Source organism: Pseudomonas sp. E141 (assembly GCF_052659885.1).
The window spans coordinates 3,772,141-3,798,147 of the sequence record NZ_CP084024.1 but is presented as its reverse complement, the minus strand read 5'-3'; the positions used below and the strand labels follow the sequence as shown (position 1 = coordinate 3,798,147).

The 26,007-nt window shown below is 62.7% G+C and carries 19 protein-coding genes; 12 read left to right on the top strand and 7 right to left on the bottom strand.

Going from position 1 to position 26,007, the window contains the following annotated elements; translation table 11 throughout:
* Positions 1-31 precede the first annotated feature (31 nt).
* From pvdO to pvdM, 3 genes are read right to left on the bottom strand one after another with little or no spacing between them, the layout of a single operon-like run.
* On the bottom strand, positions 32-907 hold the full coding sequence (pvdO, locus tag GKKCFE_RS16945) for a dihydropyoverdine dehydrogenase (RefSeq protein ID WP_445576869.1): 876 nt from the start codon (positions 905-907) through the stop codon (positions 32-34).
* Positions 908-931: 24 nt separating this feature from the next.
* Complete coding sequence (gene pvdN / locus GKKCFE_RS16940) at positions 932-2,212, bottom strand: pyoverdine-tailoring periplasmic protein PvdN (protein ID WP_445576868.1); 1,281 nt, start codon at positions 2,210-2,212, stop codon at positions 932-934.
* Complete coding sequence (gene pvdM, locus GKKCFE_RS16935; RefSeq protein WP_160891250.1) at positions 2,209-3,579, bottom strand: pyoverdine-tailoring dipeptidase-like protein PvdM; 1,371 nt, start codon at positions 3,577-3,579, stop codon at positions 2,209-2,211. The genes pvdN and pvdM overlap by 4 nt, the downstream gene beginning before the upstream one ends.
* 314 nt (positions 3,580-3,893) lie before the next feature.
* Here pvdM and pvdP point away from each other — a divergent pair, with 314 nt between their 5' ends.
* Positions 3,894-5,510, top strand: coding sequence for a pyoverdine maturation tyrosinase PvdP (gene pvdP / locus GKKCFE_RS16930; protein WP_445576867.1), 1,617 nt, complete (start codon positions 3,894-3,896; stop codon positions 5,508-5,510).
* Between the two features lie 215 nt (positions 5,511-5,725).
* Here the strand turns inward: pvdP and GKKCFE_RS16925 are convergent, their stop codons facing one another.
* The 4 genes from GKKCFE_RS16925 to GKKCFE_RS16910 form a co-directional block, all read right to left on the bottom strand.
* On the bottom strand, positions 5,726-6,052 hold the full coding sequence (locus GKKCFE_RS16925) for a DUF6124 family protein (RefSeq protein ID WP_139049537.1): 327 nt from the start codon (positions 6,050-6,052) through the stop codon (positions 5,726-5,728).
* Positions 6,053-6,601: 549 nt separating this feature from the next.
* On the bottom strand, positions 6,602-7,996 hold the full coding sequence (locus GKKCFE_RS16920; protein ID WP_445576866.1) for an efflux transporter outer membrane subunit: 1,395 nt from the start codon (positions 7,994-7,996) through the stop codon (positions 6,602-6,604).
* A 10-nt stretch (positions 7,997-8,006) separates the two neighbouring features.
* Positions 8,007-9,977: a MacB family efflux pump subunit gene (locus GKKCFE_RS16915; RefSeq protein WP_445576865.1), complete on the bottom strand. Its 1,971-nt coding sequence runs from the start codon at positions 9,975-9,977 to the stop codon at positions 8,007-8,009.
* Complete coding sequence (locus tag GKKCFE_RS16910; RefSeq protein WP_076383897.1) at positions 9,978-11,129, bottom strand: efflux RND transporter periplasmic adaptor subunit; 1,152 nt, start codon at positions 11,127-11,129, stop codon at positions 9,978-9,980.
* Positions 11,130-11,591: 462 nt separating this feature from the next.
* Here GKKCFE_RS16910 and GKKCFE_RS16905 point away from each other — a divergent pair, with 462 nt between their 5' ends.
* The 11 genes from GKKCFE_RS16905 (at position 11,592) to GKKCFE_RS16855 (ending at position 25,839) form a co-directional block, all read left to right on the top strand.
* A complete protein-coding gene (locus tag GKKCFE_RS16905; RefSeq protein WP_419418025.1) occupies positions 11,592-12,074 on the top strand; it encodes a sigma-70 family RNA polymerase sigma factor in 483 nt (160 codons plus the stop codon).
* 145 nt (positions 12,075-12,219) lie between these two features.
* Positions 12,220-13,554, top strand: coding sequence for a lysine N(6)-hydroxylase/L-ornithine N(5)-oxygenase family protein (locus GKKCFE_RS16900; protein WP_445576864.1), 1,335 nt, complete (start codon positions 12,220-12,222; stop codon positions 13,552-13,554).
* A 197-nt stretch (positions 13,555-13,751) separates the two neighbouring features.
* Positions 13,752-17,036 carry a transporter substrate-binding domain-containing protein gene (locus tag GKKCFE_RS16895; RefSeq protein ID WP_445576863.1) on the top strand — a complete coding sequence of 1,095 codons (3,285 nt, stop codon included), beginning with the start codon at positions 13,752-13,754 and terminating at the stop codon, positions 17,034-17,036.
* 128 nt (positions 17,037-17,164) lie between these two features.
* Positions 17,165-17,599, top strand: a complete 435-nt coding sequence (locus GKKCFE_RS16890) for a chemotaxis protein CheY (protein WP_047229284.1) — start codon at positions 17,165-17,167, stop codon at positions 17,597-17,599.
* A 115-nt stretch (positions 17,600-17,714) separates the two neighbouring features.
* A complete protein-coding gene (locus GKKCFE_RS16885) occupies positions 17,715-18,329 on the top strand; it encodes a response regulator transcription factor (RefSeq protein WP_339491173.1) in 615 nt (204 codons plus the stop codon).
* A gap of 180 nt (positions 18,330-18,509) precedes the next feature.
* Positions 18,510-19,376, top strand: coding sequence for a pirin family protein (locus tag GKKCFE_RS16880; RefSeq protein WP_160891261.1), 867 nt, complete (start codon positions 18,510-18,512; stop codon positions 19,374-19,376).
* Between the two features lie 191 nt (positions 19,377-19,567).
* A complete protein-coding gene (locus GKKCFE_RS16875) occupies positions 19,568-21,010 on the top strand; it encodes a mechanosensitive ion channel family protein (protein WP_047229281.1) in 1,443 nt (480 codons plus the stop codon).
* 111 nt (positions 21,011-21,121) lie between these two features.
* On the top strand, positions 21,122-21,562 hold the full coding sequence (locus tag GKKCFE_RS16870) for a carboxymuconolactone decarboxylase family protein (RefSeq protein ID WP_047229280.1): 441 nt from the start codon (positions 21,122-21,124) through the stop codon (positions 21,560-21,562).
* 218 nt (positions 21,563-21,780) lie between these two features.
* Positions 21,781-22,281: a sigma-70 family RNA polymerase sigma factor gene (locus GKKCFE_RS16865; RefSeq protein ID WP_047229277.1), complete on the top strand. Its 501-nt coding sequence runs from the start codon at positions 21,781-21,783 to the stop codon at positions 22,279-22,281.
* Positions 22,282-22,318: 37 nt separating this feature from the next.
* Positions 22,319-23,302, top strand: coding sequence for a FecR family protein (locus GKKCFE_RS16860; protein WP_445576862.1), 984 nt, complete (start codon positions 22,319-22,321; stop codon positions 23,300-23,302).
* A 98-nt stretch (positions 23,303-23,400) separates the two neighbouring features.
* Entirely contained in the window at positions 23,401-25,839 is a 2,439-nt protein-coding gene (locus tag GKKCFE_RS16855; RefSeq protein WP_139049548.1) for a TonB-dependent siderophore receptor, read from the top strand.
* The last annotated feature ends 168 nt before the right edge of the window (positions 25,840-26,007 follow it).

The window sequence follows — 26,007 nt, the reverse complement described above, 5'->3', positions numbered from 1 at the left end:
CGCCACAAGGTATTTGGGTGGGCCTGCCGATTTACATATCCCGTGCCACCCGAAAACCAATCCAGTCACCCCGATTGCCCGGCACCAGCGCGTTGCGGTTGCCGGAGCGGGAGAACACCGGTGCCTCGCCCCAGTCGTTGCCGCGGATACGCTTGAACTCGCATTTGCCGGTCAGCCAGGCGCTGCCATCGCTCGGGGCACCGATGTAGTTTTCGTTATAGCAATCGGCCGTCCACTCGTAGATGTTGCCGTGCATGTCGTACACGCCGAAGGCGTTGGGCGCGAAGCTGCCGGCCGGGGCGGTGAAGTTGTAGCCGTCGGCCGCGCCATAGGTGTTGGCATGTTGGGCGATGCTGTATTCCTTGCCCTCGTCGAACGGGAAGGGGAACGGCCCGCTGGAGCCGCCGCGTGCGGCGTACTCGCGCAGGGACTCGCTGACCAGGCGGTATGGCTTGCCGGTTTTTTTCGACAACCAGGCCACGTAAGCGTTGGCCTCTTCGAAATTCATGCACACCGCCGGATGCCGGTCGGTGTATTGCTTGCGCGGGTCACTGCCCTGATAGTCCGGGATGCCGGCCTTGCACGCGCGGCCGGGACGTTTATCGCCGTCGGGCATCGAGTACCCGGTGTCGCGCAGGTAGGCGAACCATTCGCCCTTCAAGACTTGGAAGCGGCTGATCGCCAGTGGCTTGGCGAACGTCACCGGGTGCATCGGGCCTTCGTCGGGCTCGCGACCCACTTCGTCTTCCGGGGTGCCCATCTGAAAGGTGCCGGTGGGCAGCACGACCATTTCCGGGCAGTCCTTGCAGTCGCGAAAGACCTGGCCCGGTTGCGAGGCCTGGGCACCGGAGGGCAGCAGGGCGGCGAGGGCCAGTGCCGGGAATAGCTTCAACGGAAAACTGTTCATCCATTTCTCTCGATAAAGTCAGGTTCAGAGTGTCTTGCCCAGCAAGCCCATGAAGCGATCGATCTCGGCTTCGGTGTTGAGCAGGCCCGGCGCGGTTCGAATGACAGGCCCGGCGTCGCGATGCACGGCGTCGGCGATCACCCGGTTCTGCATCAGGTAGGCGGCGATCTCGTCGCTCTTGCGGCCCTTGACCCGGAAGAAGGTGAAACCGGCCGACACGTCCGGGCTCATGGGCGTGACCAGCTCGATTTGCGGCAACGCCAGCAGCTGTTTTTTCAAGTAGGTGTTGAGCGTGTGAATGCGCGCCTGCACCTCGGCCTTACCCAGTTGCAAGTGCAGCTTGAACGCCTCGTCCGCCGCCCAGCGATGCTCGAAGGCGTGGTAGCCGCCGGGCGTCATGGTGGTGGAAAACGCCGTGGCTTCGGAGAAGGTCGGGATGATCGGCGTGACGTACTTGAGCTCTTCGCTGCGGCTGCACACCAGGCCGGTGCCGCGGGGGCCGAACATCCATTTGTGGGTGCCGGCGATGAAGAAGTCGCAATTCATCGCTGGGAAGCTCAGGTCTTCAACACCGAAGCCGTGCACGCCGTCCACCACGTAGATGATGCGTTGCGCATCGCTGCGGCCCTGGTTGTGCTTGTCCACCAGCGCGCCGATCTTGTCGATCGGCAGCTTCACGCCGCTGCCCGAATGCACCCAGGTCATGCCCAGTACGCGGGTTTCAGGACGGATGTTGCGGTCGATGGCGTGCAGGATGTCATCGTGGCTGGCGTTGTGGGCGTTCTCGAACAGTTTGATCTTGCGCACCCGGGTGCCGTCGCGTTGGTTGCGTAAATCAAGGATGGTATGGGTGGCGTAATGTTCGTGGGCGGTGCTGAGGATTTCCTGGTCGGCTGCCACATGGACGCCGCCGTAGATGATCGACAAACCTTCGGTGGTGCTGCCGGTGAGGGCGATCTGCTTCGGGGTCGCTTGCAGGTAGCGGCCGGCCCAGGTGCGGACGTTTTCCTCGCGCTCCTCGGTGACGCCCAGGTCCCAGTCCATCAACAGTCCCGGGTTTTTATCCAGCGCGGCGCGATGCCGGTCGATGGCCTCACGTACCGGGCGCGGGTGGGTGGTGACCAGGAAATTGGAGAAGTGCAGGTAGTCCGGGTCCTGGTTGAACAGCGAGCGCAACTGCGCCCATTTGTCCCGGGGCAATGGCGGCAGGGGATCGGCAATGGCCGGGGCGGGAAGACTGGCGGCCAGCGGCAGGCCGGCGGCAAGGATCCCGGCGTGCTTGAGAAAGGTCCGGCGCTCATTCATGGCTGGACGGCCCCCCGGGTCGAGGCCACGGCAGGCCGCGCGGCTTGCTGGACCTGATCCCAGACCCGCAGAAAGTTGCCGCCCCACAGTTTGGCGATGTCCGCTTCGGAGTAGCCGCGGGTCAGCAGTTCGGCGGTGACGTTGCGGATCTCGCCCACGTCTTCCCAGCCTTTGACGCCGCCGCCTTCGTTGAAGTCCGAACTGATGCCGACATGGTCGATGCCGATCTTGCGTACGGTGTAATCGATGGCGTCGCCCAGGTCCTTGAGGCTGGCCTTGGGTTCCTCCTCCAGAATGCCGTAGAGCTGGCCGGCGTATTCGCCGAATTTCTGTTCCGGCCACGCGGCGATGATCGGATCGCCCGGCATCAGCGCCATGGCCAGGTTGGGCAGCGGTGGCAGGTCGAAACGCTTGCGCAGGTCGTTGAGTTTGTCCTGGGTCTTTTGCGTCAGCGGGCGCAGGTATTGGGAGAAACCGACGACCTGTACCACGCCACCGCTGGCCTTGATCAGTTGCATTTCCTTGTCGCTGAGGTTGCGCGGGATATCCACCATGGCCCGGGGTGCGGAATGGGAGGCCACCAAGGGTGTGCGGCTCAGTTGCGCAACTTGCTCCAGGGCCTGGGTCGACATCTGCGAGACGTCGATGATTACGCCCAGGTCGTTCAGGCGCGTCACCGCTTGCTTGCCAATGTCCGATAGGCCGCCGAGGGCGTCAGGTGAGTCGTTGAAGAACGGCAGAGGGCGCGAGGAGTCGGCCCAGTCGTTGTTGCCGATGTAGCTGAAGCCGAACATGCGCATGCCCCGCGCCGTCCACAGGTCCAGCAGGCTCAGGTCATGGCCAAGGGGATAGGCGTTGAGCATGCTGATGAAAATCGCGAACTTGCCTTCGCCATGCAGGCGCCGGAAGTCATCCGGGGTGTAGGCGATGGCGACCTGGTTGGGAAAGTCGCGGACCATGCCGGTGATGATCTTGAAGCGCACTTCCTGTTGATTGCGCGCTTCCTCGACGAAGCCGGCGGTGGGCTTGTGCGGCGCGTTGGGGCCGTTCCACAACTCCGGCCAGCCGAAGATCGTCAGGGCCGCGCCGGACAGGTGCCCGCGGTTGGCTTTGACCAGATCGAACTGGCCTTTACCGTCTTTGTCCGCCTCGTGACCGGCGGTGCCGAAATTCAGTGGCACGGAGATGTGGCTGTCGAAGGACAGCAGGCGCTCGTGCAGTTCCCTGGCCTCTTTCATCACCTTGACCGGGTAGCCAGGGTTGTCCCGCCACCAGTGGTCCCAGGCCGCCAGGCCGCCGCCGACCGCCAGTGCAAGGGCCAGGGGCACGCCGATGAAGAGAGCTTTTTTCGAACGTGGTGTTGTCATTGCCGATCTCAGTCAGGTTCGCTGCGGGGGGGCTTTGCTATCTGGGGAGAACGAGTGATCGGCGGGGAAATTTAGGTGGGGCCAATGGCCCTATCGCGAGCAGGCTCGCTCCCACATTGAACGCGCTCACCTGTGGGAGCGAGCCTGCTCGCGATAGCGGTCTGACGGTCGACCGATCTCTCGCGGATGTACCAGATCCATTGTGGGAGCGAGCCTGCTCGCGATGAGGCCCTCACAGCCCCTATAAATTTGTCAGTCCCCCCATCGTTCTAGCTTGGATAAAGCCCGCTCCAGGGCCGAACACAGGTAAGGCAATGACGATTTCTCGACGATGGTTCATGGCGGGCCTGGCGCTGACCGGTGCCGCCGTGCCTGCGGTGTATTACGGGCATCGCGAACTGACCCGGCCGGACCCCACCATCACCCCCGGCGAGGCCTCATTCGATGTGGCGGACGTGGCGGGGCAGCGCCGGGCCGATACGCTGCGGGGTATCTGGACGATCCGTTTTTCAGGAAGCGACGCGGGCCTGGACGGTTTGCCCGGCGACGGTCTGCAAGTGTTCCTCGACATCGCCCACAAGGGCCGTGGCCTGGTGGGCTGCCTCGACACCGCCGAGCGGTTGCGCGCCGGTGATGAGCCGCATTATCGAGTGCTGGGCGACTTGGCGGGGGATGACAAGAAACAATTGAGCTGGCGCCTGATCGGGACCCGGCAGGACGCGCCGGTCTACGAATTCATCATGACCCTCGACGAGGTCTGGGCCGGCTTCGGCAATGCCGGCACTGCCACCCTCAGCGGTCGCGTGTTGCGCCTGGATCGCCCGTTGGCGCTGCCGGAACTCGACAATCAGTTCATCGCCCGCAAGCTGCCGTTCCCCGAAGCCCGGGAACGCACGCCGCTGAGCCCGCCATTGCTGGCCTGGCTGGTGTCGCCGGAGCATCGGTTGTTCCATCAGCTCTGGCACGCCTCGCGGGACAAATGGCACAGCCTGGACGAAGACAAGCGCAATGCCTTGCGAGGCATCGGCTGGCAGCCCGGCCCACGGGACCATGAACGTGACGCTCGTGGCAAGCGCAAGGATCGCAACGGCTCGGGCGTGGATTTCTTTTTCATGCACCGGCACATGCTCGGCACGGCCCGTTCGTTCCAGCCGCTGCCGTCGTGGCCGCGCTTCCCGTTGCCGCAGCCGGAACTGGAGCGTGATCGCCTGGGCTTTGCCCGGTATTTCGATAACCACGATGGCACAGCTTTGCCGCCCACCTGGCTGGCCAGTGGCGACGAGCAGTACGCCCAATGGGTGAGTGACATCAAGACTGCCGAGACCTATCACAGCAATTTCCAGGTCTGGGAATCGCGCTACCGCGACCCGCGCTACCTGTCGAAACTGACCCTTGGCCAGTTTGGCTCGGAAGTGGAACTGGGCCTGCATGACTGGCTGCACATGCGCTGGGCTTCGGTGCCCCGCGATCCTTCCAACGGCCACCCGGTGCCCTTCGCCCGCGCCCCGGCGGACTTCGCCCAGCGCTGGTACGAACCGGAAAACGATTTTCTCGGCGACCCGTTTTCCTCCCATGTGAACCCGGTGTTCTGGGCCTTCCACGGCTGGATCGACGACCGCCTCGAAGACTGGTTCCGCGCTCACGAACGTTTCCATCCGGGTGAAGTGAGCCGGCTGGAAGTCAACGGTGTGCCGTGGTTCGCCCCCGGCCGCTGGGTAGAAATCGCCGACCCCTGGCTGGGCCCGGTCACCCATGGCTGCAGCACCACACCGGGTTTGCAGCCCGGACGTTCGGTGGAAATGGACCCGGAAACCATGAAACTGGCCCTGCGCATCACCTTCGGCAGCGACGAAAAAAAACTCTCCGAACTGTTCCGCCGCGTGCCGCAGCGGCCGTGGTATGCGCGTAATCTCAAGAGTAAGCCGGTGTGAACCCTGGCTTGGACTGACCGAACCTGAGCGGTGTGAATGACTGCTTTTGTGGCGAGGGAGCTTGCTCCCGCTGGGCTGCGAAGCGGCCCCCAAACCAGCCCCCTCAAAAAAATCTGACCCACCGAGGTGCTGGCCATTGGGGCTGCTGCGCAGCCCAGCGGGAGCAAGCTCCCTCGCCACAGGTTTCACTAGGCTTGAGATTTGTTGGGAAAGTTTTATCGCGGCGCGGCAATGTCCAGGGCACGGTTCGCCAGCAGCTCACTCAGCTCGACCATCTGCTGGATCCCCAGGGCGAAACTCCGTCGCGCGCCTTCCAGATCAAAGGCCAGTTCGTTGGCCATGACATTGACCGAGGAAAGGGTTTCGCTGAGGTTGGCCAACAGGCATTCCAGGTCCGCACCTTCCGCAACGGTGAACAACTGGCCCGGCGGTAGAGTGGGGTTTTCAGGTTTGGGGTCGAGGTAAAAGGCGAGGGCGCGGTCGGCGGCTTCGTTGAGTTTTTTGGAATCGTCTTCGGGGGGATTGGGGGTGATCTTGAACATGGTGCAGCTCCTGATTATTCAAAGGGCGCTGCCAGACATCACTTGCAGATGATGGGGTGGCAGCTATGCGCGGGTCTGCAAGACCGGGAAACCAGGAACCCGGCAGACCCGAAGGTCTCCCGCACACAGCCGCCATAAAACGAACACGAACGTGTCGATTGGCTTCGGCTATGCGCCTGGTATTCGGCGGGCTTGCAGACCCGATCACTGATGAGCAGTGACGGGGAACAAGTTATCGGCAGGGGACCAAGCGCACAAGCCGACGGATTCTGGCGCAGTTGTAGGCAATGGCGCAAGGCAGCGTAGCCTTGCTCGGACGTCCTACATGGCCGGATAAACAGAACCTAAGCCGAACCCCCTTTAATGAAACGTGGAGAATTATCTGTGGCGAGGGAGCTTGCTCCCGCTGGGCTGCGAAGCGGCCCCAAAACCAGCCCCCTCAAACGATCTGACCCACCGAGGTACCGGCCATTGGGGCTGCTGCGCAGCCCAGCGGGAGCAAGCTCCCTCGCCACGGGTGTCACTTGGCTTGATAAGGCGGGCGAAGGTTTACATCACCCGCCAACCCCCACCCAGCGCCCTGTACAACGCCACGCTCGCCTGCACTCGCGCCAATCGCAATTGCACGTTCATGTCCTGGGCGGCGTACAGCGTGCGTTGGGTTTCCAGCACGGTGAGCAGGTCTTCGGCGCCGGCCTGATAACGGCTCTGGGCGATGTCGAAGGCGCTCTGGGCCTGGTGCAGTTCTTCGCTTTGCCATTGTCGCTGCTGGTCGAGCCCGTGGATGCCGTTCAGGGCTTTTTCGACGTCGGCGAAGCCGTTGATGATGGCGGCGCGGTAGAGCTCCAGCAGTTCTTCCTGGCGCGCGGTGGCTCGGTCGCGTTCGGCGCTCAGGCGGCCGTTGTTGAAGATCGGCACGGCCAAACCTGCGGTGAGGTTGTAGACGTTGTTGCGCAGCAACTGCTCGGCAATGTCGGCGCCGCTGGCGAGGCTCAGGCCCAGGGTCATGGAGGGCAACATGGCCGCGCGGGCTACGCTGATGTCGGCCTGGGCGGCGGCGAGGCGGGCTTCGGCGGCGGCGATGTCGGGGCGGCGACTGAGCAGGTCGCTGGGCACCCCGGCGTCGATGGCGGGCCAGTGCAATCGGTCGAAATTCTCATCGTCGAGTGTGACCGACTGCACCGGTTGCCCCAGCAGCGCCGCCAGGCTGATCAAGGCTTCCCGGGCCTGCTGCTGCACTTGAGGCAACCTGCGCTGTTGCGCCGCCACCAGGCTTTTTTGCTGGGACAACTCCAGGGCCGTGGCACTGCCGGCGTCGTAGCGGGTCTGCACCAGATCGAGTACGCGTTGGGCGTTGTCCAGGTTCTGTTCGGCGATGCGCTGTTGCTCGCGCAGGGACAACGCCTGGGTGTAGCTGTTGGCGACGCCGCTGAGCAGGGTCAATTCCACGGTCGCCCGGTCGAACTGGCTGGCTGACAGACTGCTCAGTGCACTGTTCCGGGCCGCCCGTTTGCCGCCCCAGAAGTCCAGCTCATAGCTGGCGCTGAGGTGGGCGTCGTAATAGTCGATGGTGCGGTTGTCCCGATTGACGTCCAGTTGGCTGTAACCCTTGCCCCGCAACAACTCTTGACGAGTGCCGTTGAGCCCGGCTGTGAGCGCTGGCAGCAGCGGCGCGCCGGCGATCACTGCGCTGGCCTCGGCCTGGCGCACCCGGGCCATGGCGGCAGCGAGGTCGTAACTTTCCCGGCGCGCCTGCTCGATCAAACGGTTCAATTGCGGGCTGCCGAAGTGCGTCCACCATTGCTGGTTATCGGTTCGAGCGGTTGCGGTGTCGAAACTTTGCCAGGCCGGTGGCGGCTGGATGCCGCTGTCTGGTGCCGACAAAGGGGTGCCGCAGGCCACCAGTAAAAGACTGGCGGCCAGAAGGGTCAGGTGCGCTTTCATAGAGTGGAGGTCATTCACTGGTGAGGGCCGCGACCGGGTCGAGGCGAGCCGCCTTGCGGGCCGGCATGAAACCGAAGACAACGCCGGTGACCAGGGCGCAGCCGAAGGCGCCGAACACCGCCAGCCATTCGAAGGCCACGGCGATCTTGCCCAGCAGCAACGCACCGCCCACCAGCAAGGCCAGGCCGATGCCGGCCAGCCCGCCGACCACCGAGAGCATCACCGCTTCGGTGAGGAACTGGCGCAGGATGTCCCGCTGGCGCGCGCCGGTGGCCATGCGAATGCCGATCTCGCGGGTTCGCTCGCGCACGGTCATGAGCATGATGTTCATCACGCCGATGCCGCCCACCAGCAGCGAAATCGCGGCAATGGCCCCGAGCATCAGCGACAGTGTGCCCTGGGTGCGTGCCTCGGCCTGGATCATCGCGGCGTTGTTGGTCAGTTCGAAATCCTGCTTGCCGTCATGCAGGCGCAACAGGGTGCGGGAGATGGCCTGTTCGGCCTCCCTGACCTTGCCCGCGTCCCGGGCGGCGATCACCACGTACTCGGGATGCCGGCTGCCGAACAAGCGCACGCTGGCGGCGGAGTAGGGCACGGCGATGCGGTTGTCGGCGTCCGAATCCCCGGAGCTGGCACCTTTTTCCGCCAGCACGCCGACCACCTGAAAGGGCACGTTCTCAATCAGGATGTAGCGGCCGATGGGGTCGTCGACCTCCTTAAGCAGCTTGTGCCGGACCTTGTGACCGATCACCGCCACTGCCGCCGCGCTGCGTTCATCGGCATCAGTGAAATAGCTGCCCTGGGCCACCGGCCAATTGAATATGGTCGGGAAGTTCGTGTCGTTGCCGCCGACGTAGCTGGTGTGGTCGAGGTTGCCGAAACGCACGCTGGCGTCGGCGCCGTTGACCGGCATGATGCGCTGCACCTCGGGCAGGGCGGCGAGGGCCGCCAGGTCGTGTTCGCTGATGATGCCCTTGGCGGCGCGCGGGGTGGGCGCGGTGCCGTTGAGGTAGATGATGTTGGAGCCGAAGGCGCCCATCTGGGCCATGACCTGGCGTTTGCTGCCTTCGCCCACCGCCAGCATCACCACCACCGAGGCCACGCCGATGACAATGCCGAGCAGCGTCAGGGCGGTGCGGAAGCGGTTGATCCACATCACCCGCCACGCCGCTTGCACGGCGTCGAGCAGTTCGCCTTTCCAGGCACCGTTGTGTTCGCTGCCGGCGCTCAGGCGCTGGCGCAGGTCCACCGCTTGCAGTGCCTTCGGATTGGCTTGCACGTCGTGCGGCAAAGCGCCGGCGCTGTCGCTGATGATCAGCCCGTCGCGGATTTCGATGATGCGTTTGGCCCGCGCCGCCACCTCGCGGTCGTGGGTGATCAGGATCACCACATGACCCTGGCTCGCCAGTTCATCGAGCAACGCCATGACCTCGATGCCGCTCTGGCTGTCGAGGGCGCCGGTGGGTTCGTCGGCGAGGATGATGTGGCCGCCGTTCATCATGGCCCGGGCAATCGACACCCGTTGCTGCTGGCCGCCGGACAGTTGATGAGGGCGGTTGCCGGTGCGGCTGGCCAGACCCAGGCGTTCGAGCAGGGCGCTGGCCCGGGCGTGGCGCTCGGCGGCCGAAGTGCCGGCGTAGATGGCCGGCATCTCGACGTTTTCCTGGGCGGTGCCGGACGGGATCAGGTGATAGCCCTGGAACACGAAGCCGAAGGCTTCGCGCCGCAGCCAGGCCAGTTCGTCACTGCCCAGGCCGGCGACGTCTTCGCCGGCAAACCGGTAATCGCCGCTGGTGGGGCGGTCGAGGCAGCCGAGGATGTTCATCAAGGTGGACTTGCCGGAGCCGGACGCCCCGACAATCGCCAGGAATTCCCCGGCGTGAATGGACAAGTCGATGCCGCGCAGTACCTCCACCCGAGGGCTGTCGCCACCGCCGTAAACCTTGCGAATGTCCCGCAGTTCGATCAGGGGCGCGTCCATTCAGCCTCCACTGCCGACGGCCGGACCGATCAGCACCCGGTCGCCTTCACTCAGACCGTCGAGAATTTCGGTACGCAGCCGATCGCTGACGCCGGTGCGAACAGTGCGCGGCTGGACATCGCCATTGTCGGCCACCACCTGCACTTGCCTGGCGTTGGCCTGCAACGCAGCGCTGGGCACGGTCAGGACATCGCGTGCCTGGGCGGCAACAAAAAACACCTGGGCGGTCATTTCCGTCATCAGGGCGCGGTCGGCGTTATCCACATCCAGCAACACGGTATAGAGCACCACCCGTTCGCTGCCACTGCGCCCGCCCGTGAGGCTGCCGCCCTGGCTCGCTTCCAGCGGGCGCGGCGGCACCGGCAGGATCTGGCGCACGGTGCTGCTCCAGCGCCGGGCGCCGCCGGCCAGGGTGGTGAAGTAGGCGGTCATGCCCGGTTTGACGTGGCCGATGTCCGCTTCCGAAACTTCGGCCCAGACCGTCATTGGCGACAGGCGTGCGATGCGCAGAATCAACGGGGTTTGCTGCTGGGCGTTGAGGGTCTGGCCTTCCCGGGCACCGACGGCGACCACGGTGCCGCTCATGGGCGCGAAAATGCGCGTGTAACCCAGCTCGGCCTCGTCACTGCGCAGGTTGGCCTGGGCCTGGCGGATCTGGGCCTGGAACATGTCGATGCGCGCCTGGGTCGCCCGCACTTCGGCCTGGGCGGTCTGCACGTCTTCCTCGCGGGTGGCGCCGCCGGCCTTGAGTTGCTGCTGGCGGCGGAATTTCTGCTGGGCCAGATCGTGCTGGGCTCGTTGTTCCTGGAGCTGGGCCTTGAGGTTTTCAATGGAGAAGCGTCCGGCGTCCAGCTTGGCCTTTTGTGTGGAGGGATCGATCTCAACCAGCAATTGGCCTTCGCGAACTTCGTCGCCGGCTTCTACATGAATCTTGCGGATCTGCCCGGACGCCTGGGCGCCGACGTCCACGTAACGCCGCGGTTGCAGGGTGCCCAGGGCGGTGACGCTGTTTTCGATATCGCCACGGGTGACGGGGGCGGTAATAAGCGATTCACGGCTCGGGGCCACCGCTTGCCAGGCGGCAAAGGCCACGGCTGGAAGCAGGGCGAAGGTTAAAAGCCAGGCGCGTCGGGTAGGGCGGGGACGTTTCATGCAGGGTTCCGGCCGGTGGTGTCGGGCCCGTTCCATGAGGGGCAGGGACGGGAGGCTGTCTTGGTAAACGAGCGCTTCGGACGGGAATTTACTGTGTGAAACACTTGGTAGCAGGTTGGAAAAATCAGTTGAAGCGCCACTGCCCCCCTGTGGCGAGGGAGCTTGCTCCCGCTGGGGCGCGAAGCGGCCCTAAAACCTGCCTCCCGGTTATGTCAGATTCAATGGTGTCGCCGGCCTTGGGCCTGCTGCGCAGTCCAGCGGGAGCAAGCTCCCTCGCCACAAAAGCAATACCTGGTGCCAGTAGAAATGAACGAATCAGCCTTGATACAAACCAAAGCTTTAAATCTATATGAGAATTACTATAAATTACGCGATGAAATCTGCCACTATCGTGCCATTGCCGATTTCAGGCACGCCGATCTGGCACAGGGATAGCTGTCGCAGCCATTGCGCAGGGGAGTCATGTTGGAAAACTACTATCGCGAGCTGGTGTGTTTCCTGAACGCCAGGCTAGGCAACCGCCAGGTGGCCGAGGATGTGGTGCATGACGCCTATGTGCGGGTACTTGAGCGCGCCAGTGACACGCCCATCGAACAACCTCGCGCGTTCCTGTACCGCACCGCATTGAACCTGGTGATCGACGGGCATCGGCGCAATACCCTGCGCCAGGTCGAATCCCTGGAGGTGCTGGACAGCGAAGAGCGTTTCTTCACGCCATCGCCCCATACCAGCCTAGACCACGGTCAACGCCTGGACATGCTCCAGCGCGCCCTGGCCGAATTGCCACCGCTGTGCCGCGAGAGTTTCCTGCTGCGCAAGCTCGAAGGCCTGTCCCACCCGCAAATCGCCGAACGCCTGGGCATTTCCCGGGCGCTGGTGGAAAAGCACATCGTCAACGCCATGAAGCATTGCCGCACTCGTATGCGGCAGTGGGACGCGCATTAATACGTCCACGCCGGTCGCATCGCGGTAAATTTTTTTTCACTGTCCTCGTTCCTCTCAACAGACGACTTGCCGGCTTGCCAAAGATCGGTCGGGTCACCCCAGGCTTTTCGCGCCCTGTTGAGGGGCCCTCCAGAGGACACTGGACATGACACAGGCAATTGCTTCGCCCAACGTTCACGACTTGATCGGTATCGGCTTCGGCCCCTCGAACCTGGCGCTGGCCATCGCGCTGCAGGAGCGGGGCCCGGTCCAGGGCGAACTGGATGTGCTGTTCCTCGACAAACAGGCCGACTACCGCTGGCATGGCAATACCCTGGTGACCCAGAGCGAGTTGCAGATTTCCTTCCTCAAGGATCTGGTGACCCTGCGCAACCCCACCAGCCCGTATTCGTTCGTCAATTACCTCAAGCATCACGGCCGCCTGGTGGACTTCATCAACCTTGGCACGTTCTACCCGTGCCGTATGGAGTACAACGACTACCTGCGCTGGGTGGCCGGGCAGTTCACCAGGCAGAGCCGCTACGGCGAAGAAGTGCTGCGCATCGAGCCGGTGTTGCACAACCAGCAGGTCGAAGCCTTGCGGGTGATTTCCCGTGACAGCCAGGGCGAAGAGCTCGTGCGCAGCGCCCGCTCGGTGGTGGTCAGTGCCGGCGGTACGCCGCGTATCCCCGACGCGTTCACCGCCTTCAAGGAGGATGCTCGGGTGTTCCACCATTCCCAGTACCTGGAGCGCATGGCGACTCAGCCGTGCGTGAACGGCCAGCCCATGACCATCGCCATCATCGGCGGCGGGCAGAGCGCGGCGGAAGCCTTCATTGACCTCAACGACAGTTTTCCTTCGGTGCAGGTCGACATGATCCTGCGCGGCTCGGCCCTCAAGCCTGCCGATGACAGCCCGTTCGTCAACGAGGTGTTCTCCCCGGAATTCACCGATCTGGTGTTCCAGCAGCCCCACAGCGAACGCGAACGGCTGGTCAACGAGTACCACAACACCAACTATTCGGTGGTGGACATCGACCTGATCGAACGCATCTACGGGATTTTCTATCGCCAGAAAGTCTCGGGCATCGCCCGTCATGCCTTCCGTACCCTCACCACGGTGGAGAAAGCCACGGCCACCGATGCCGGCGTGGAGCTGGCGGTGCGCAACAACGCCATCGGCGAGTTGAGCGTGCGCCGTTATGACGCGGTGGTGCTGGCCACCGGTTACGAACGGCAGATGCACCGCACATTGCTGGCGCCACTTGAGCAATACCTGGGGAATTTCGAGGTAGATCGCAACTACAAGTTGATCACCGACGAGCGCTGCAAAGCGGCGATCTACATGCAGGGCTTCTGCCAGGCCAGCCACGGTCTGAGCGATACCTTGTTGTCGATCCTGCCGGTGCGCGCCGATGAGATCGCCGGTTCGCTGTACGAGCACAGCAAGCATCGCGGACAGAGCCGTTCGGTGCGCGACCTGAAGCTGGCCACGGCGTAAGCAATCGGCAGTCTCGCCAGGAAATTCTTCAGAAACTTCCTACACTCACCTCACGTGTCCTGTCTTTCAGGCAGGCGCGTTGACGGTTCGCTGTTCCCTCGCTTTGGCAGTCTGAACCCATCAGCCGGTCTCCCTGACTTGACGTCAAGTCGGGGGTGTTCCGGGCCGACTACGCCAAACGAAACAACCTGAGCCAAATGACGCTGTTCTTACGCACAGGCCTGGTGGCGCTGTTGCTGGGCTTATCAAGTGTGACGCCGCAGGTTGGCGCGGCACCTGAGTCGCTGCAAGTGCTCGGGCGCTCCAGTGTGAGCGACTATTCGGTATCCCTGGGGGAGGCCGACTGGAACTGGCTACGCGGCAAGGGAACGTTGCTGTTGGGGGCCTCGGCGCCGGATTACGCACCGTTCGGTATCACCAGCAATGGCCGCGACTATGAAGGCCTCACCGCGGACTATGCCCAGTTGCTGGGGCAGATGTTGCACGTCGATGTGCGGGTGCAGCGTTACGCGTCACGGGAGGCGTCGCTCCAGGCGCTGCGCAGCGGTGAGATCGACATGCTCGGCACGGCCAACGGCTTCGAAGCCAGCGACCCGGCGTTGGCGATGTCCCAGGCCTATGCCGATGACCTGCCCACCCTGGTGGCCCGCGTCGCGGATAGCCAGGACTTGCCCACGGACCTGGCGGGCATGCGCGTGGCGATGCTGTATCACTATTTGCCCACCGAGACAGTCAAGGCGTTTTATCCGGATGCGGCCTTGCAGTTATACCCCTCGACCTTGAGCGCTATCGGCGCTGTGGCGTTTGGGCAGGCCGACGTTTACCTGGGGGATTCGATCAGCTCCAATTACCTGATCAGCAAGAACTACCTGAACAACGTCCAACTGGCTGATTTCTCACGCATGGAAGTACAGCCGTTCGCCTTTGCGGTCAGCCGCGAGAACACACGCCTGCTGCGCATTATCAACGCCGCGCTACAAGCCATCCCCGCCAGTGAACGCATGAGCATCCTGCGGCGCTGGAGCGCTGGCGGCGCGAGCATACCCGGTCAGCAACCTCTGCATTTCAGCGTTAAGGAACAGCGTTGGCTGAATGCACATCCGCGGATCACAGTGGCCGTCAACCAGAACTTCCCGCCACTCACGTTTATCGATGAACAAGGCCATTTGCGCGGTATCAGCGCCGATGTGCTGGCCCGGATCAGCCTGCGCACCGGCCTGAAGTTCGATATCCAGCGGGGTAACTCGCTTCATGATGTGATCGGGCGCGTCAGAAGCGGTCGGGCCGACGTACTGGCCGCCGCTCCACCGAGCACCGAGCTTGAGGGGGCGTTGCGTTTTACCCGGCCCTACCTGAGCAATCCGTTCGTGCTGGTGGCGCCCTTGAGGGGCAAGGTCCCGTTGACGTTGGACCAGATGGAGGGCAAACGCCTGGCGCTGATCCGGGGCAATGTGCTGCGTGAGTATCTGCTGGAACAGTTTCCCCGGGTGCACCTGGTGCCGGCTGAAAACGCGGCGGATGCGATGTCCATGGTCGCCGCCGGCACGGTGGACGGCGCGGTCAACTCGCTGATCAGTGCCCGCTATATGATTTCCCGCCAGTACCGCGGCAAACTGCAAATCACCAGCACCGTGGGAACATTGCCGGAGAGCGTGGCCCTGGCGACTCATCGTGATGCGCCGGAGCTGCATTCGATCCTGGACAAGGCGCTGCTGAGCATTTCTCCCGAAGAAATGGACGAGCTGACCAATCGTTGGCGCAGTGAAGTGGTGATCGACGACAACTACTGGTTGCGCAACCGCACCACCATCGTCCAGGGCTTCGCCATCGCCGCGCTGCTGTTGCTGCTGGCATTGGGGTGGGTCGTTTACCTGCGGCGTCTGCTGGAACAGCTGCGCGTGGCCAAGCAAAGCGCCGATGATGCCAACCGGGCCAAGACCACTTTCCTGGCGACCATGAGCCATGAAATCCGCACCCCCATGAACGCGGTGATCGGCATGCTGGAGCTGGCCCTGAAAAAAGCTGACCAGGGTGTCATGGACCGGTTCGCCATCGAAGTCGCGTCGGGCGCCGCTCGCGGCATGCTCGACTTGATCGGTGACATCCTCGACATCGCTCGCATCGAGTCAGGCAGGTTGTCGCTGACCCCGCAGCGGGCCAACCTGCGGGAACTGATCGAGTCGGTGGCGCGGATCTTTGAAGGCCTGGCCTGGCAGAAACACTTGCACTTGCAGCTGGAACTCGACGCTGCAATCAACCGCGACGTATTGATCGATCCGTTGCGTTTCAAGCAGATCGTGTCGAACCTGCTGAGCAACGCCATCAAGTTCACCGACCAAGGGCAGGTGCGCTTGAGTGTGCGAGCCGAACCGGGCGATGACGCGCAGTGCCTGCCAATCCGCCTGCGCGTCGAAGACACCGGCTGTGGTATTTCGGCCGAGGATCAGCGCCGCCTGTTCAGCCCCTTTACCCAGGCCAGCAACAACACCCAGTCGGCCCGCAGCGGCTCCGGGTTGGGGCTGGTGATCAGCCGCACGCTCTGCGAAATGATGGGCGGCACCCTGACGTTGAGCAGCGTGCCGGGGGAGGGCACGCAGATTGAAGTTCTGCTGAGCTTGCCGGCGCTCGATGCCTTGGCTCAAGCGCCGTCGGCGCAAGTCGAGGCGCTGGCACCGGTGCGGGCGCTGAACATTCTGGTGGTGGACGACTACCCGGCCAACCGTTTGCTGCTGTCCCAGCAACTGAGCTATCTGGGCCATCGCGTCCGCGAAGCCGACGATGGTGTCCAGGGGTTGCGCGCCTGGCGTGCTGAACGATTCGATGTCGTCATTACCGACTGCAACATGCCGTTGATGAGCGGCTACGAACTGGCCCGGGCCATTCGCGAGGCGGAGCGGGCCGAGGGTTTGTCGCCGGGGGTGATCCTGGGTTTCACGGCCAATGCCCAGCCCGAGGAAAAGGCCCGCTGTGTCGAGGCCGGCATGGACGATTGCCTGTTCAAACCCATCAGCCTCAAGGAACTGAACAGCTGCCTGGCTGCGGTCACGCAGGATTGCGCCGCAGTGCCCGATGAGCGGGTGCCTGCGCCGACCACCGGCGACATCGACTTGAGCAGCCTTGAACTATTGAGCGCAGGTGACACGGGCTCAATCAAAAAACTGCTAGGGGAAATGGTCAACAGCAATGCCGAAGACCTGGCGCAATTGATGCGTCTGCTCGCTCGACAAGACCTACCAGGGCTGGCGGACCTGGCGCACCGGGTCAAGGGTGGCGCGCTGATGATCAGGGCCCAGCGCCTGATTGCCGCTTGCGAAGCCCTGGAAAGTGCCTGCCGTGGCGGCGACCGGCCGTTGCTCGCCGCCGCGGTGGATGACGTGCGCCAAGCCATGGAGCACCTGACTGAACGACTGGAGGCCTATGTGGCGGGGGAGCTTGCTCCCGCTGGGGCGCGAAGTGGTCCCCGCGGGTCTTCTCATGGATAAGCGAGCCGCGTAGTCATCCCGAAGCTACATGCGAAGTACCTTTTTCCTCCCTTTTTTGGGATTCGTCCTACAGCGCCTCTCAAAAGCTTCCTCTAGCCTGACGCCCCTTAACGATTGGGATGCCTGTCATGCCGAACAAAGCATTACGTATCATGATTGCCGACACGCAACATGCTCATCGAATGAGGCTTGAGCACCTGTTCAATCAACAGGGTTATTTTCGGATCGCCCCCGTGAGTGGTCTGCAGGAGCTGTTGACGCTGGTGGAATACGGCAGCGAGCCGTTCGACCTGGTCGTGGTCAATGCCGGCTTGGCCAACGGCGCGCTGAACCTGCACGATTTCATTCTCGATAACCCACAGCTTCGTCACGCGATGATTTACAACACACCACAGGTCGGCCTGTCCTCGGCGGCGGTCGCGCGGCGGCCGGGCATGCACTTGAGCCCGGCCCAGTTGCCTGACCTTGCGTCATTGGCGAGTCTGATGGAGCGGATTGATCCCCAGGCCAGCGAGTTGACGCGACCCTGGCTTCGCCCTCTCAGGCAAGGTCACGCAGGATGAAGCTGCACCGTTGGTCGGCACTGTCAGACCTGACAGGTGGCATGGCCCGGCGCCTGTGCAACAGTCCGAAGCAGTCATGGCATCGGCGCCGTTTGCATTTACGTGGGGAGTTGCCTTGAAAGACGTATTGATCGTGGATGACCACCCTGTCATACGAGGGGCATTGCGGCTCATTTGCCAGAACGAGGGGTTTACCGGAGTCAGGGACGCGGGCGGTGTCGCCGACGCCAGGGCGTTGATCAAGGAAAAGGCCCCAGACCTGGTGATTCTGGACCTGGTGATGAACGGATTCGATGGCATGGACCTGTTGGTCTGGATCATGACCCAGTTCCCAGGGTGCGGGGTGCTGGTATTCACTTCCCAGGACGCGCAGCACTTCTGCAACCGCTGCATCTCGGCCGGAGCCAGGGGCTTTGTGACCAAGAAAAGCGACCTGAAAGAACTGATCAAGGCCATTCATGCGCTGAAATCCGGCTACTCCTATTTCCCTCAAATGCCGGTCAGGCTGGATTTTCAACAACGCACCGAACAGCAGACCCTGGAAAGTCTCTCGACCCGCGAGCTATCCATTCTGCGAATGCTGGCCATGGGAATGCGCGGCAAGGACATCGCCGAGGCCTTGTTCCTGAGTCCGAAAACCGTCAGCACCTACAAGACCCGTCTGCTGGAAAAACTCGGACTCAAGACGCTGGTGGGTCTGTCGGATTTCGCCAAGCGCAATCATTTGTGATCCCTGTGTGCGGGCTCATTGCAGCCCCGTGCGATGGCATATCAGTGAAGTTAGGGGTCGATCGTTCTCTCTATAGAACGCTAAGGCTGATTTTTGCAGTCTAGTGCGGCTGCGTTAGTGGTTTTAATCTGTGTCCATCGAATCGCAACGCCTGATTCGCAACACGATTGGAGCCACCGCATGAAAAACATCATCGGCGTCTACACCAGCCCCCGAGCCCATTGGGTCGGTGACGGCTTCCCGGTGCGCACGCTGTTTTCCTACGACAACCTGGGCAAGCACATCAGCCCGTTCCTGCTGCTGGACCACGCCGCTCCCACGCAATTCGAACCCACCGCCGAGCGTCGCGGTGTTGGCCAGCACCCTCATCGCGGTTTCGAAACCGTGACCATCGTCTACCAGGGCGAACTGGAACACCGGGATTCCACTGGCAGCGGCGGCAAGATCGGCCCTGGCGACGTGCAATGGATGACGGCGGCTTCCGGGATCATTCATGAAGAGTTTCACTCCGAGGACTTCGCCCGGCAAGGCGGGTTCATGGAGATGGTCCAGCTGTGGGTCAACCTGCCCGCCAAGGATAAAATGGCCCCGGCCGGCTACCAGACAATCCTCAAGAGCGACATTCCGAGCATCGACCTGAAGGACAACGCTGGCAGCCTGCGCCTGATTGCCGGTCGCTTCGAGGGGCATCAGGGCCCGGCGAAGACGTTTACGCCCATCGATGTCTGGGACATGCGCTTGAATGCCGGGAAAAACCTGACCCTCGACGTACACGATGGCTACAACACCGCGCTGGTGGTGCTGCGTGGCACGGTTCAGGTCAACGGTCGCGAGCGGGTCGAGGCCGGGCAACTGGCGTTGTTCGACCGGGCCGGCGAGCAGTTGCACCTGCACGCCAATCACGACGCGGTGGTGTTGTTGCTCAGCGGTGAGCCCATCGACGAGCCCATCGTCGGTCATGGCCCGTTCGTGATGAACAGCGAGCAGGAAATTCACCAGGCCTTCAACGATTTCCACTCCGGTCGTTTTGGCGCGATGGACGACTGAGGCGAAACAACAGTCAACCCAAAGCAATGTGGGAGCGAGCTTGCTCGCGAACGCGGTGTATCAGGCACATAGACGTTGACTGACACGCTGCATTCGCGAGCAAGCTCGCTCCCACACTGGTTTGGGGTGATCTCTACAGCGTGTTCAATTTGTGCCAATCTTCGCTCCATGACCTTCCTGGAGCTGTCGCGATGCTGTCTCTGATCTCCGATCACCCACTGCTGAGTGCCTTGGTGCTGTTGGTGCTCGACATTCTGCTGTGGCGGCTGGTCAGCGCTGATCGGACTTATTGGAAGATCGGCGGGCGGCTGCTGATTTTTTCGTTGTTCAGCGCGCTGCTGTTCAACGAAGGCCTCAACCCCCTGCAACCGGCGCAGTGGGTTGACGACGTGCCACGCCACTTGGCGGCCACCGGTTTACAAATTGCCTGGTGGCTGTTCGCTGCGCGGACCCTGACGGTGATGATCGGCGCGGTGATGATGCAACGGGTGGGTCATACCGGGCGGCTCTTGCAGGATCTGATCGGCGCGGTGATCTTCCTGATCGCCGTCATCGCTGCCCTGGCGTATGTGCTGGACTTGCCGGTCAAGGGCGTCCTGGCAACCTCCGGTGCGATGGCGATCATCGTCGGCCTGGCCTTGCAGAGTACCCTCAGTGACGTGTTCTCCGGGATCGTGCTCAACACCACCAAGCCCTATCAAGTCGATGACTGGATTTCCATCGATGGCACCGAAGGCCGGGTCACCGACATCGACTGGCGCGCCACGCGGTTGCAGACCGCCCAGGGCAGCATGGCGGTGATTCCCAACTCCTTGGCGGCCAAGGCCAAGATCGTCAACTTCAGCCGGCCCAGCGATGTCCACGGGTTATCCATCAGCATCCCGGTCAGCCCGCATGCACGGCCACAAACCGTGATCGATGCGCTGGAGCGGGCGATGATCGGCTGTCGTTCCCTGCTTGCCAGCCCGGCTCCCTGCGTGACACTCAAGAGCACCGGCAGCACCGGGGCGGAATATGAAATCAGCGGGTTCGTCGCGTCCATGGGCCAGAAGCGCGAGGTGCGCAATCAGTTGTTCGACCTGGCGTTCCGGCATTTGCAGGCATCGGGCGTAAGCCTGTTGTCCACCAGCGAAAGCGCGTCCACCAATGGCGTGTCGCGGCCCCGTGCGTTGCTGGAAAGCTCGAGCATTTTCTCCACCTTGCGCCAGGATGAGAAAGACACCTTCAGCCAGAACATGACCCTGCAGACCTTCCGTGCCGGCGACATGATCCTGCCGGCCGGGGAGGTCAGCGATCATTTGTTCATCATCGAGTCGGGGGTGGTCAGCGTGACCCTGTTTCGTAACGGCCAGCCGTTCGAGGCCGGACGCATGGGGCCGGGAGAGGTTATTGGCGAAGCCGGGATCGTTTCCGACCAGGCCGCGCTGGCGAACTTTTCCGCCAAGACCTTCTGCACCCTTTATCGCATCGAGAAGAGCTACCTCAAACCCTGCCTGGACGCTCGCCGCGACATCAACGACGCGATGAAAAACCTGCTGGACGTGCGCATGCACCTGGCCCAGAACCTGACCCGCGACGTCCCCAAACCGGTGGCCAAGAAGCGCTTCCTGCAATGGTTGCGCAGTCGGGCCTGAGCAAGTATTAAGGGCGTGCATTGGCCCCCCGAACTTCCCAATAATTGGCTATTTGTACCGCGCCACCGCGAGGCTAACGTAGCGCCACACCCAATTGTTCTGGAGTTCACCATGCAACCGCGTATCGATTTCTACACTGCCTCCCCTGAAGCTTTCAAAGCCATGCTGGCGTTCGAAACCGCTGTTTCGAAACTGGGCCTGGAAAAATCCCTGCTGGAACTGGTCAAGCTGCGTTCCTCGCAAATCAACGGTTGCGCCTTCTGCATCGACATGCACACCGCCGATGCCCGCAAGGACGGCGAGACGGAGCGTCGCCTGTATGCCGTGACCGCCTGGCGCGAAGCCCCGTTTTTCACCCCTCGCGAACGCGCCGCGCTGGCCTGGACCGAAGCGCTGACCCGCTTGAGCGACACCCATGCGCCAGACGCCGACTACGAACTGCTGAACCAGCATTTCACACCCAAGGAAATGGTCGACCTGACCGTGGCAATCAACGCCATCAATGGCTGGAACCGCTTGGCGGTGGGCTTTCGCAAGATGCCTGAGGCGTAATCGAAAGCAGACACTACCTGTGGGAGTAACGCTTGCTCGCGATAGCGGTCAGACAGTTCATGCACCATCGACTGGCACACCGCCATCGCGAGCAAGCTTTGCTCCCACATAGATTTAATGCTCGGCTTGAAAGCTTCGGACGACAGGCACTGCAATAGGTTTGCTTCGGCTTAATAGGAAGCATTACTATTCACGCCCCGTCCCCACAGCGCAGTGCGATGACCCCCAAGCCGCCCCGCAGACCTGGCTTTTTCGAGCATTACGAAGAGTTGATCGGCACCTGGACCCGTCGCCTGCGCAATCGCCAGCAGGCCGAGGACCTGGCTCACGATACTTTCGTGCGGGTGCTCGAGTCCGATTCGGCTGATGTCCAGCAGCCGCGGGCCTATTTGCACCAGACGGCGCGCAACATTGCAGTGGATGGCTATCGGCGCGAAGATCGGCGGGGCGCCATGGAGGAGGTGGCGCTCGATCACAGCCAGTCGCTTTCGGGCGACCCGGAGCACTACATGCACGCGATCCAGTTGGCAGACTCCATCGAAAGGGCACTGGCCGAGCTGCCGGCCAATTGCCGTACGGTGTTTGTCTGGCAGAAGATCGAAGGCTTGACCCAGGCGGAAATCGCCGAGCGCCTGGGCTTGTCAAAAAACATGGTGGAAAAGTATATGATCCGCACCCTGCGGCATCTGCGCGATCGTCTGGACGGGGCTGGCCAATGATCCGTCGTTATCTTCCACCTGAGCCACAGGACCTTCCATGATGGATAACCGTGAATGCCCGTGCGGGCAGAACCGGGTTCGCGACGAGGCGGCGCAATGGTTCGTACGCTTGCAAGCTCCCGTCATGGGGGTCGATGAGCGCCAGCGTTACGAGGCCTGGCTGGACGAACATCCTAATCACCGCGACGAAATTCTACTTCTGCAGGGGATCTGGAGCGCCACGGATCTGCTGCCCAAGGAACGTCTGCAAGCGTTGTGCGAACCACCCGCCAAACGTCCCCAGCGTCGACCGCTACTGCGCTTCGCCGTGGCCGCCGGGCTGTTGGCGATGGCGGTCGGGCTGGGGTTGTTCAGCGGCTTGGGTGCTTCCAGCGATTACAGCGCTGAATTTGCCACGGCCCTGGGCGAGCGCCGGCACATCGCGCTGCCGGACGGTTCGGTGATCGACCTCAACAGCCGCAGCCGCGTGCGTGTTCAGTTCGTCCACCATCAACGGCGCGTGGAACTGGCCGAAGGCGAGGCGTTGTTTCGCGTCGAGCATGACGCCGGCCGGCCGTTTACGGTGGAGGCGGGCAACGGCCGGGTGACGGTGACCGGAACGCGCTTCGATGTGCGCCGCGATGCCGACTCAACCCGGGTGGCGGTGGAGCAGGGCAGTGTCAAAGTCCAGGGGCGCGACGCGGCGCAGGCCGGGTTCGTCAGCCTCACGGCCGGCCTTGGCACTCGTATCGATGCGCAGGGCAAGGTCGCCGCACCTTATGCTATCAACGCCGATGAACTCACCGCCTGGCGCCACGGCAAACTGGTGTTCAACAACGCTCCCTTGAGCGAAGTCGTCCAGGAGGTTTCCCGTTATCGCGCTAAACCCCTGCGCATCGGCAGCGCGGCAGTGGGCAACCTGCGCCTGACCAGCGTGTTTCGTGCCGATAACCCCGAGGCGCTGCTCAAGGCTTTGCCGAACATCCTGCCGGTTGCCGTGCGTACCCTGGATGACGGCAGCCAGGAAATAATTGCGCGGTAAATTCAGGTTTTTTTCGAGTTCTTCGTCTTCTTGTCCAACTGCAACTGGTTTGCATTAACAGACGCGTATTCTTGCGATTCAACAGGACAAGGTTCGACGTGAAAACCACCTTCAAAAACAACAACCGCGCCCCCGCCCGCTGGCTGCCGCTGGCCCTGACCCTGGCCGTCAGTGCCGCATTGCCCCAGGCCTTCGCCGATCAGGCGGCCACGTCCATTCACATCCAGGCGCAGCCGCTGGGCCAGGCCTTGAGCCAGCTCGGCCAGCAGACTTCTTTGCAGGTGTTCTTCAGCCCGGAACTGGTGGCCGGCAAGCAAGCCCCGGCGGTGGACGGCAACTTGTCCCCAGAAGCGGCCCTGGGCCAACTGCTGCAAGGCAGCGGCCTGCAATACCAGATCAATGACGGTTCGGTGACCGTGCTGCCGGCGCCCTCGGCGTCCACTGACGGCCCGCTGGAACTGGGAGCCACCGACATCCAGGTGGTCGGTGACTGGCTCGGCGATGCCAATGCCGAGGTGGTGCAGAACCACGCCGGCGCGCGCACGGTAATCCGCCGCGAAGCGATGGTGGAGCAGGGGGCCATGAACGTCGGCGATGTGCTGCGGCGGGTGCCGGGTGTGCAGGTGCAGGATGCCAATGGCACCGGCGGCAGCGACATCTCCCTGAACGTCGGCGTGCGCGGTCTCACTTCGCGCCTGTCGCCCCGTTCCACGGTGCTGATCGACGGCGTGCCGGCGGCGTTCGCGCCTTACGGTCAGCCGCAACTGTCCATGGCGCCGATTTCTGCGGGCAACCTGGACAGCATCGACGTGGTGCGCGGCGCCGGGTCCGTGCGTTACGGACCGCAGAACGTCGGCGGCGTGATCAACTTTGTGACCCGCGCGATTCCGGAAAAAGCCACCGGTGAAATCGGCACCACCCTGGAAACCTCCCAGCGCGGCGGCTGGAAGCACATCGACAGCGCTTTTCTCGGCGGCACGGCCGATAACGGCATGGGCGTTGCGCTCCTGTATTCGGGGGTCAACGGTAATGGCTATCGCCGCAGCAACAACGACAATGACATCGACGACGTCATCCTCAAGACCCATTGGGCGCCCACCGAGGTGGATGATTTCTCGCTGAACTTCCATTACTACGACGCCAAGGCTGACATGCCCGGCGGCCTGACCCAGGCGCAATACGACGCGGACCCGTATCAGTCCGACCGTGACTGGGACAACTTCGCCGGCCGGCGCAAGGACGTGTCGTTCAAGTGGATCCGCGAGATCAGCGACCGCACCCAGGCCGAAGTGCTGACCTATTATTCCGACAGCTACCGTGGCAGCACCATCGCCTCCCGGGACCAGCGCAACCTGGCGTCCTACCCGCGTACTTACTACACCTTCGGCATCGAACCGCGGGTGTCCCATGTCTTTGACCTGGGCTCGACCACCCAGGAAGCCAGCGTCGGTTATCGCTACCTCAAGGAAGGCATGCACGAAGAGGCCAGTCGCCTGGCGCTGCGCGATAACCAGCCGGTGGTGCGGCCGGGGTCCGATGGTCACGTCTATCAGGACCGCACTGGTGGCACCGAAGCCCATGCGGTCTACATCGATGACAAGATTGATGTCGGCAAGTGGACCATCACCCCGGGTATCCGTTTCGAACGCATCAGCACCCAATGGCACGACCGCCCGGTGCTCGACACCGACGGCAGTCCGGTACAGGAAAAACGCCGCAGCATCGACAGCAACGAACCGCTGCCGGCCTTGAGCGTGATGTATCACCTGTCCGATGCCTGGAAGCTGTTCGCCAACTACGAGACGTCGTTCGGCAGCCTGCAATATTTCCAGCTCGGCCAGGGCGGCGACGGCAACAACACCGCCAACGGCCTGAACCCGGAAAAAGCCAAGACCTACGAGATCGGTACGCGCTACAACGATGACGTGTGGGGCGGGGAAGTGACGCTGTTCTACATCGACTTCGACGACGAGTTGCAGTACATCAGCAACGACGTGGGCTGGACCAACATGGGCGCCACCAAGCACCAGGGCCTGGAAGCCTCGGTGCGCTACGACATGGCCGCGCTGGACCCACGTCTGGAAGGCCTGAGCGCCAATGCCGGTTTCACCTACACCCGCGCAACTTATGAAGGTGATATTCCAAGCTTCAAGGGCCGTGACCTGCCGTTCTACTCGCGTCAGGTGGCGAACCTGGGCTTGCGTTATGAGATCAATCGCTGGACTTACAACCTCGATGCCTTTGCCCAGTCCAAGCAACGCTCACCCGGCAACAGCGTGAACCCCGACGGCAGCTTCAGCGACGATTACATCACCGACGGCAGCGCCGATGGACGCTACGGTGACATGCCGGGTTACGTGCTCTGGAACGTGCGCGCTGGCTACGACTTCGGATCGCAACTATCGAACCTGAAGGTCGGCGCCGGGGTGAAGAACCTGTTCGACCATCAGTACTACACCCGCTCCAGCGACAACAACTCGGGCATCTACGTCGGCGCACCGCGTACGTTTTTTGTGCAGGCGAGTGTAGGGTTCTGATCGGGGATCAGGCACTTTCCGGTGCTTGAAACACTGGAACGCAGCCCTGTGGCTTTGAGCCCAACCCTGTGGCGAGGGAGCTTGCTCCCGCTGGGGCGCGAAGCGGCCCCCAAACCTGCTGAATGCGGTGCGTCAGACACACCGCGTCCACCGGTTTACGACTGCTTC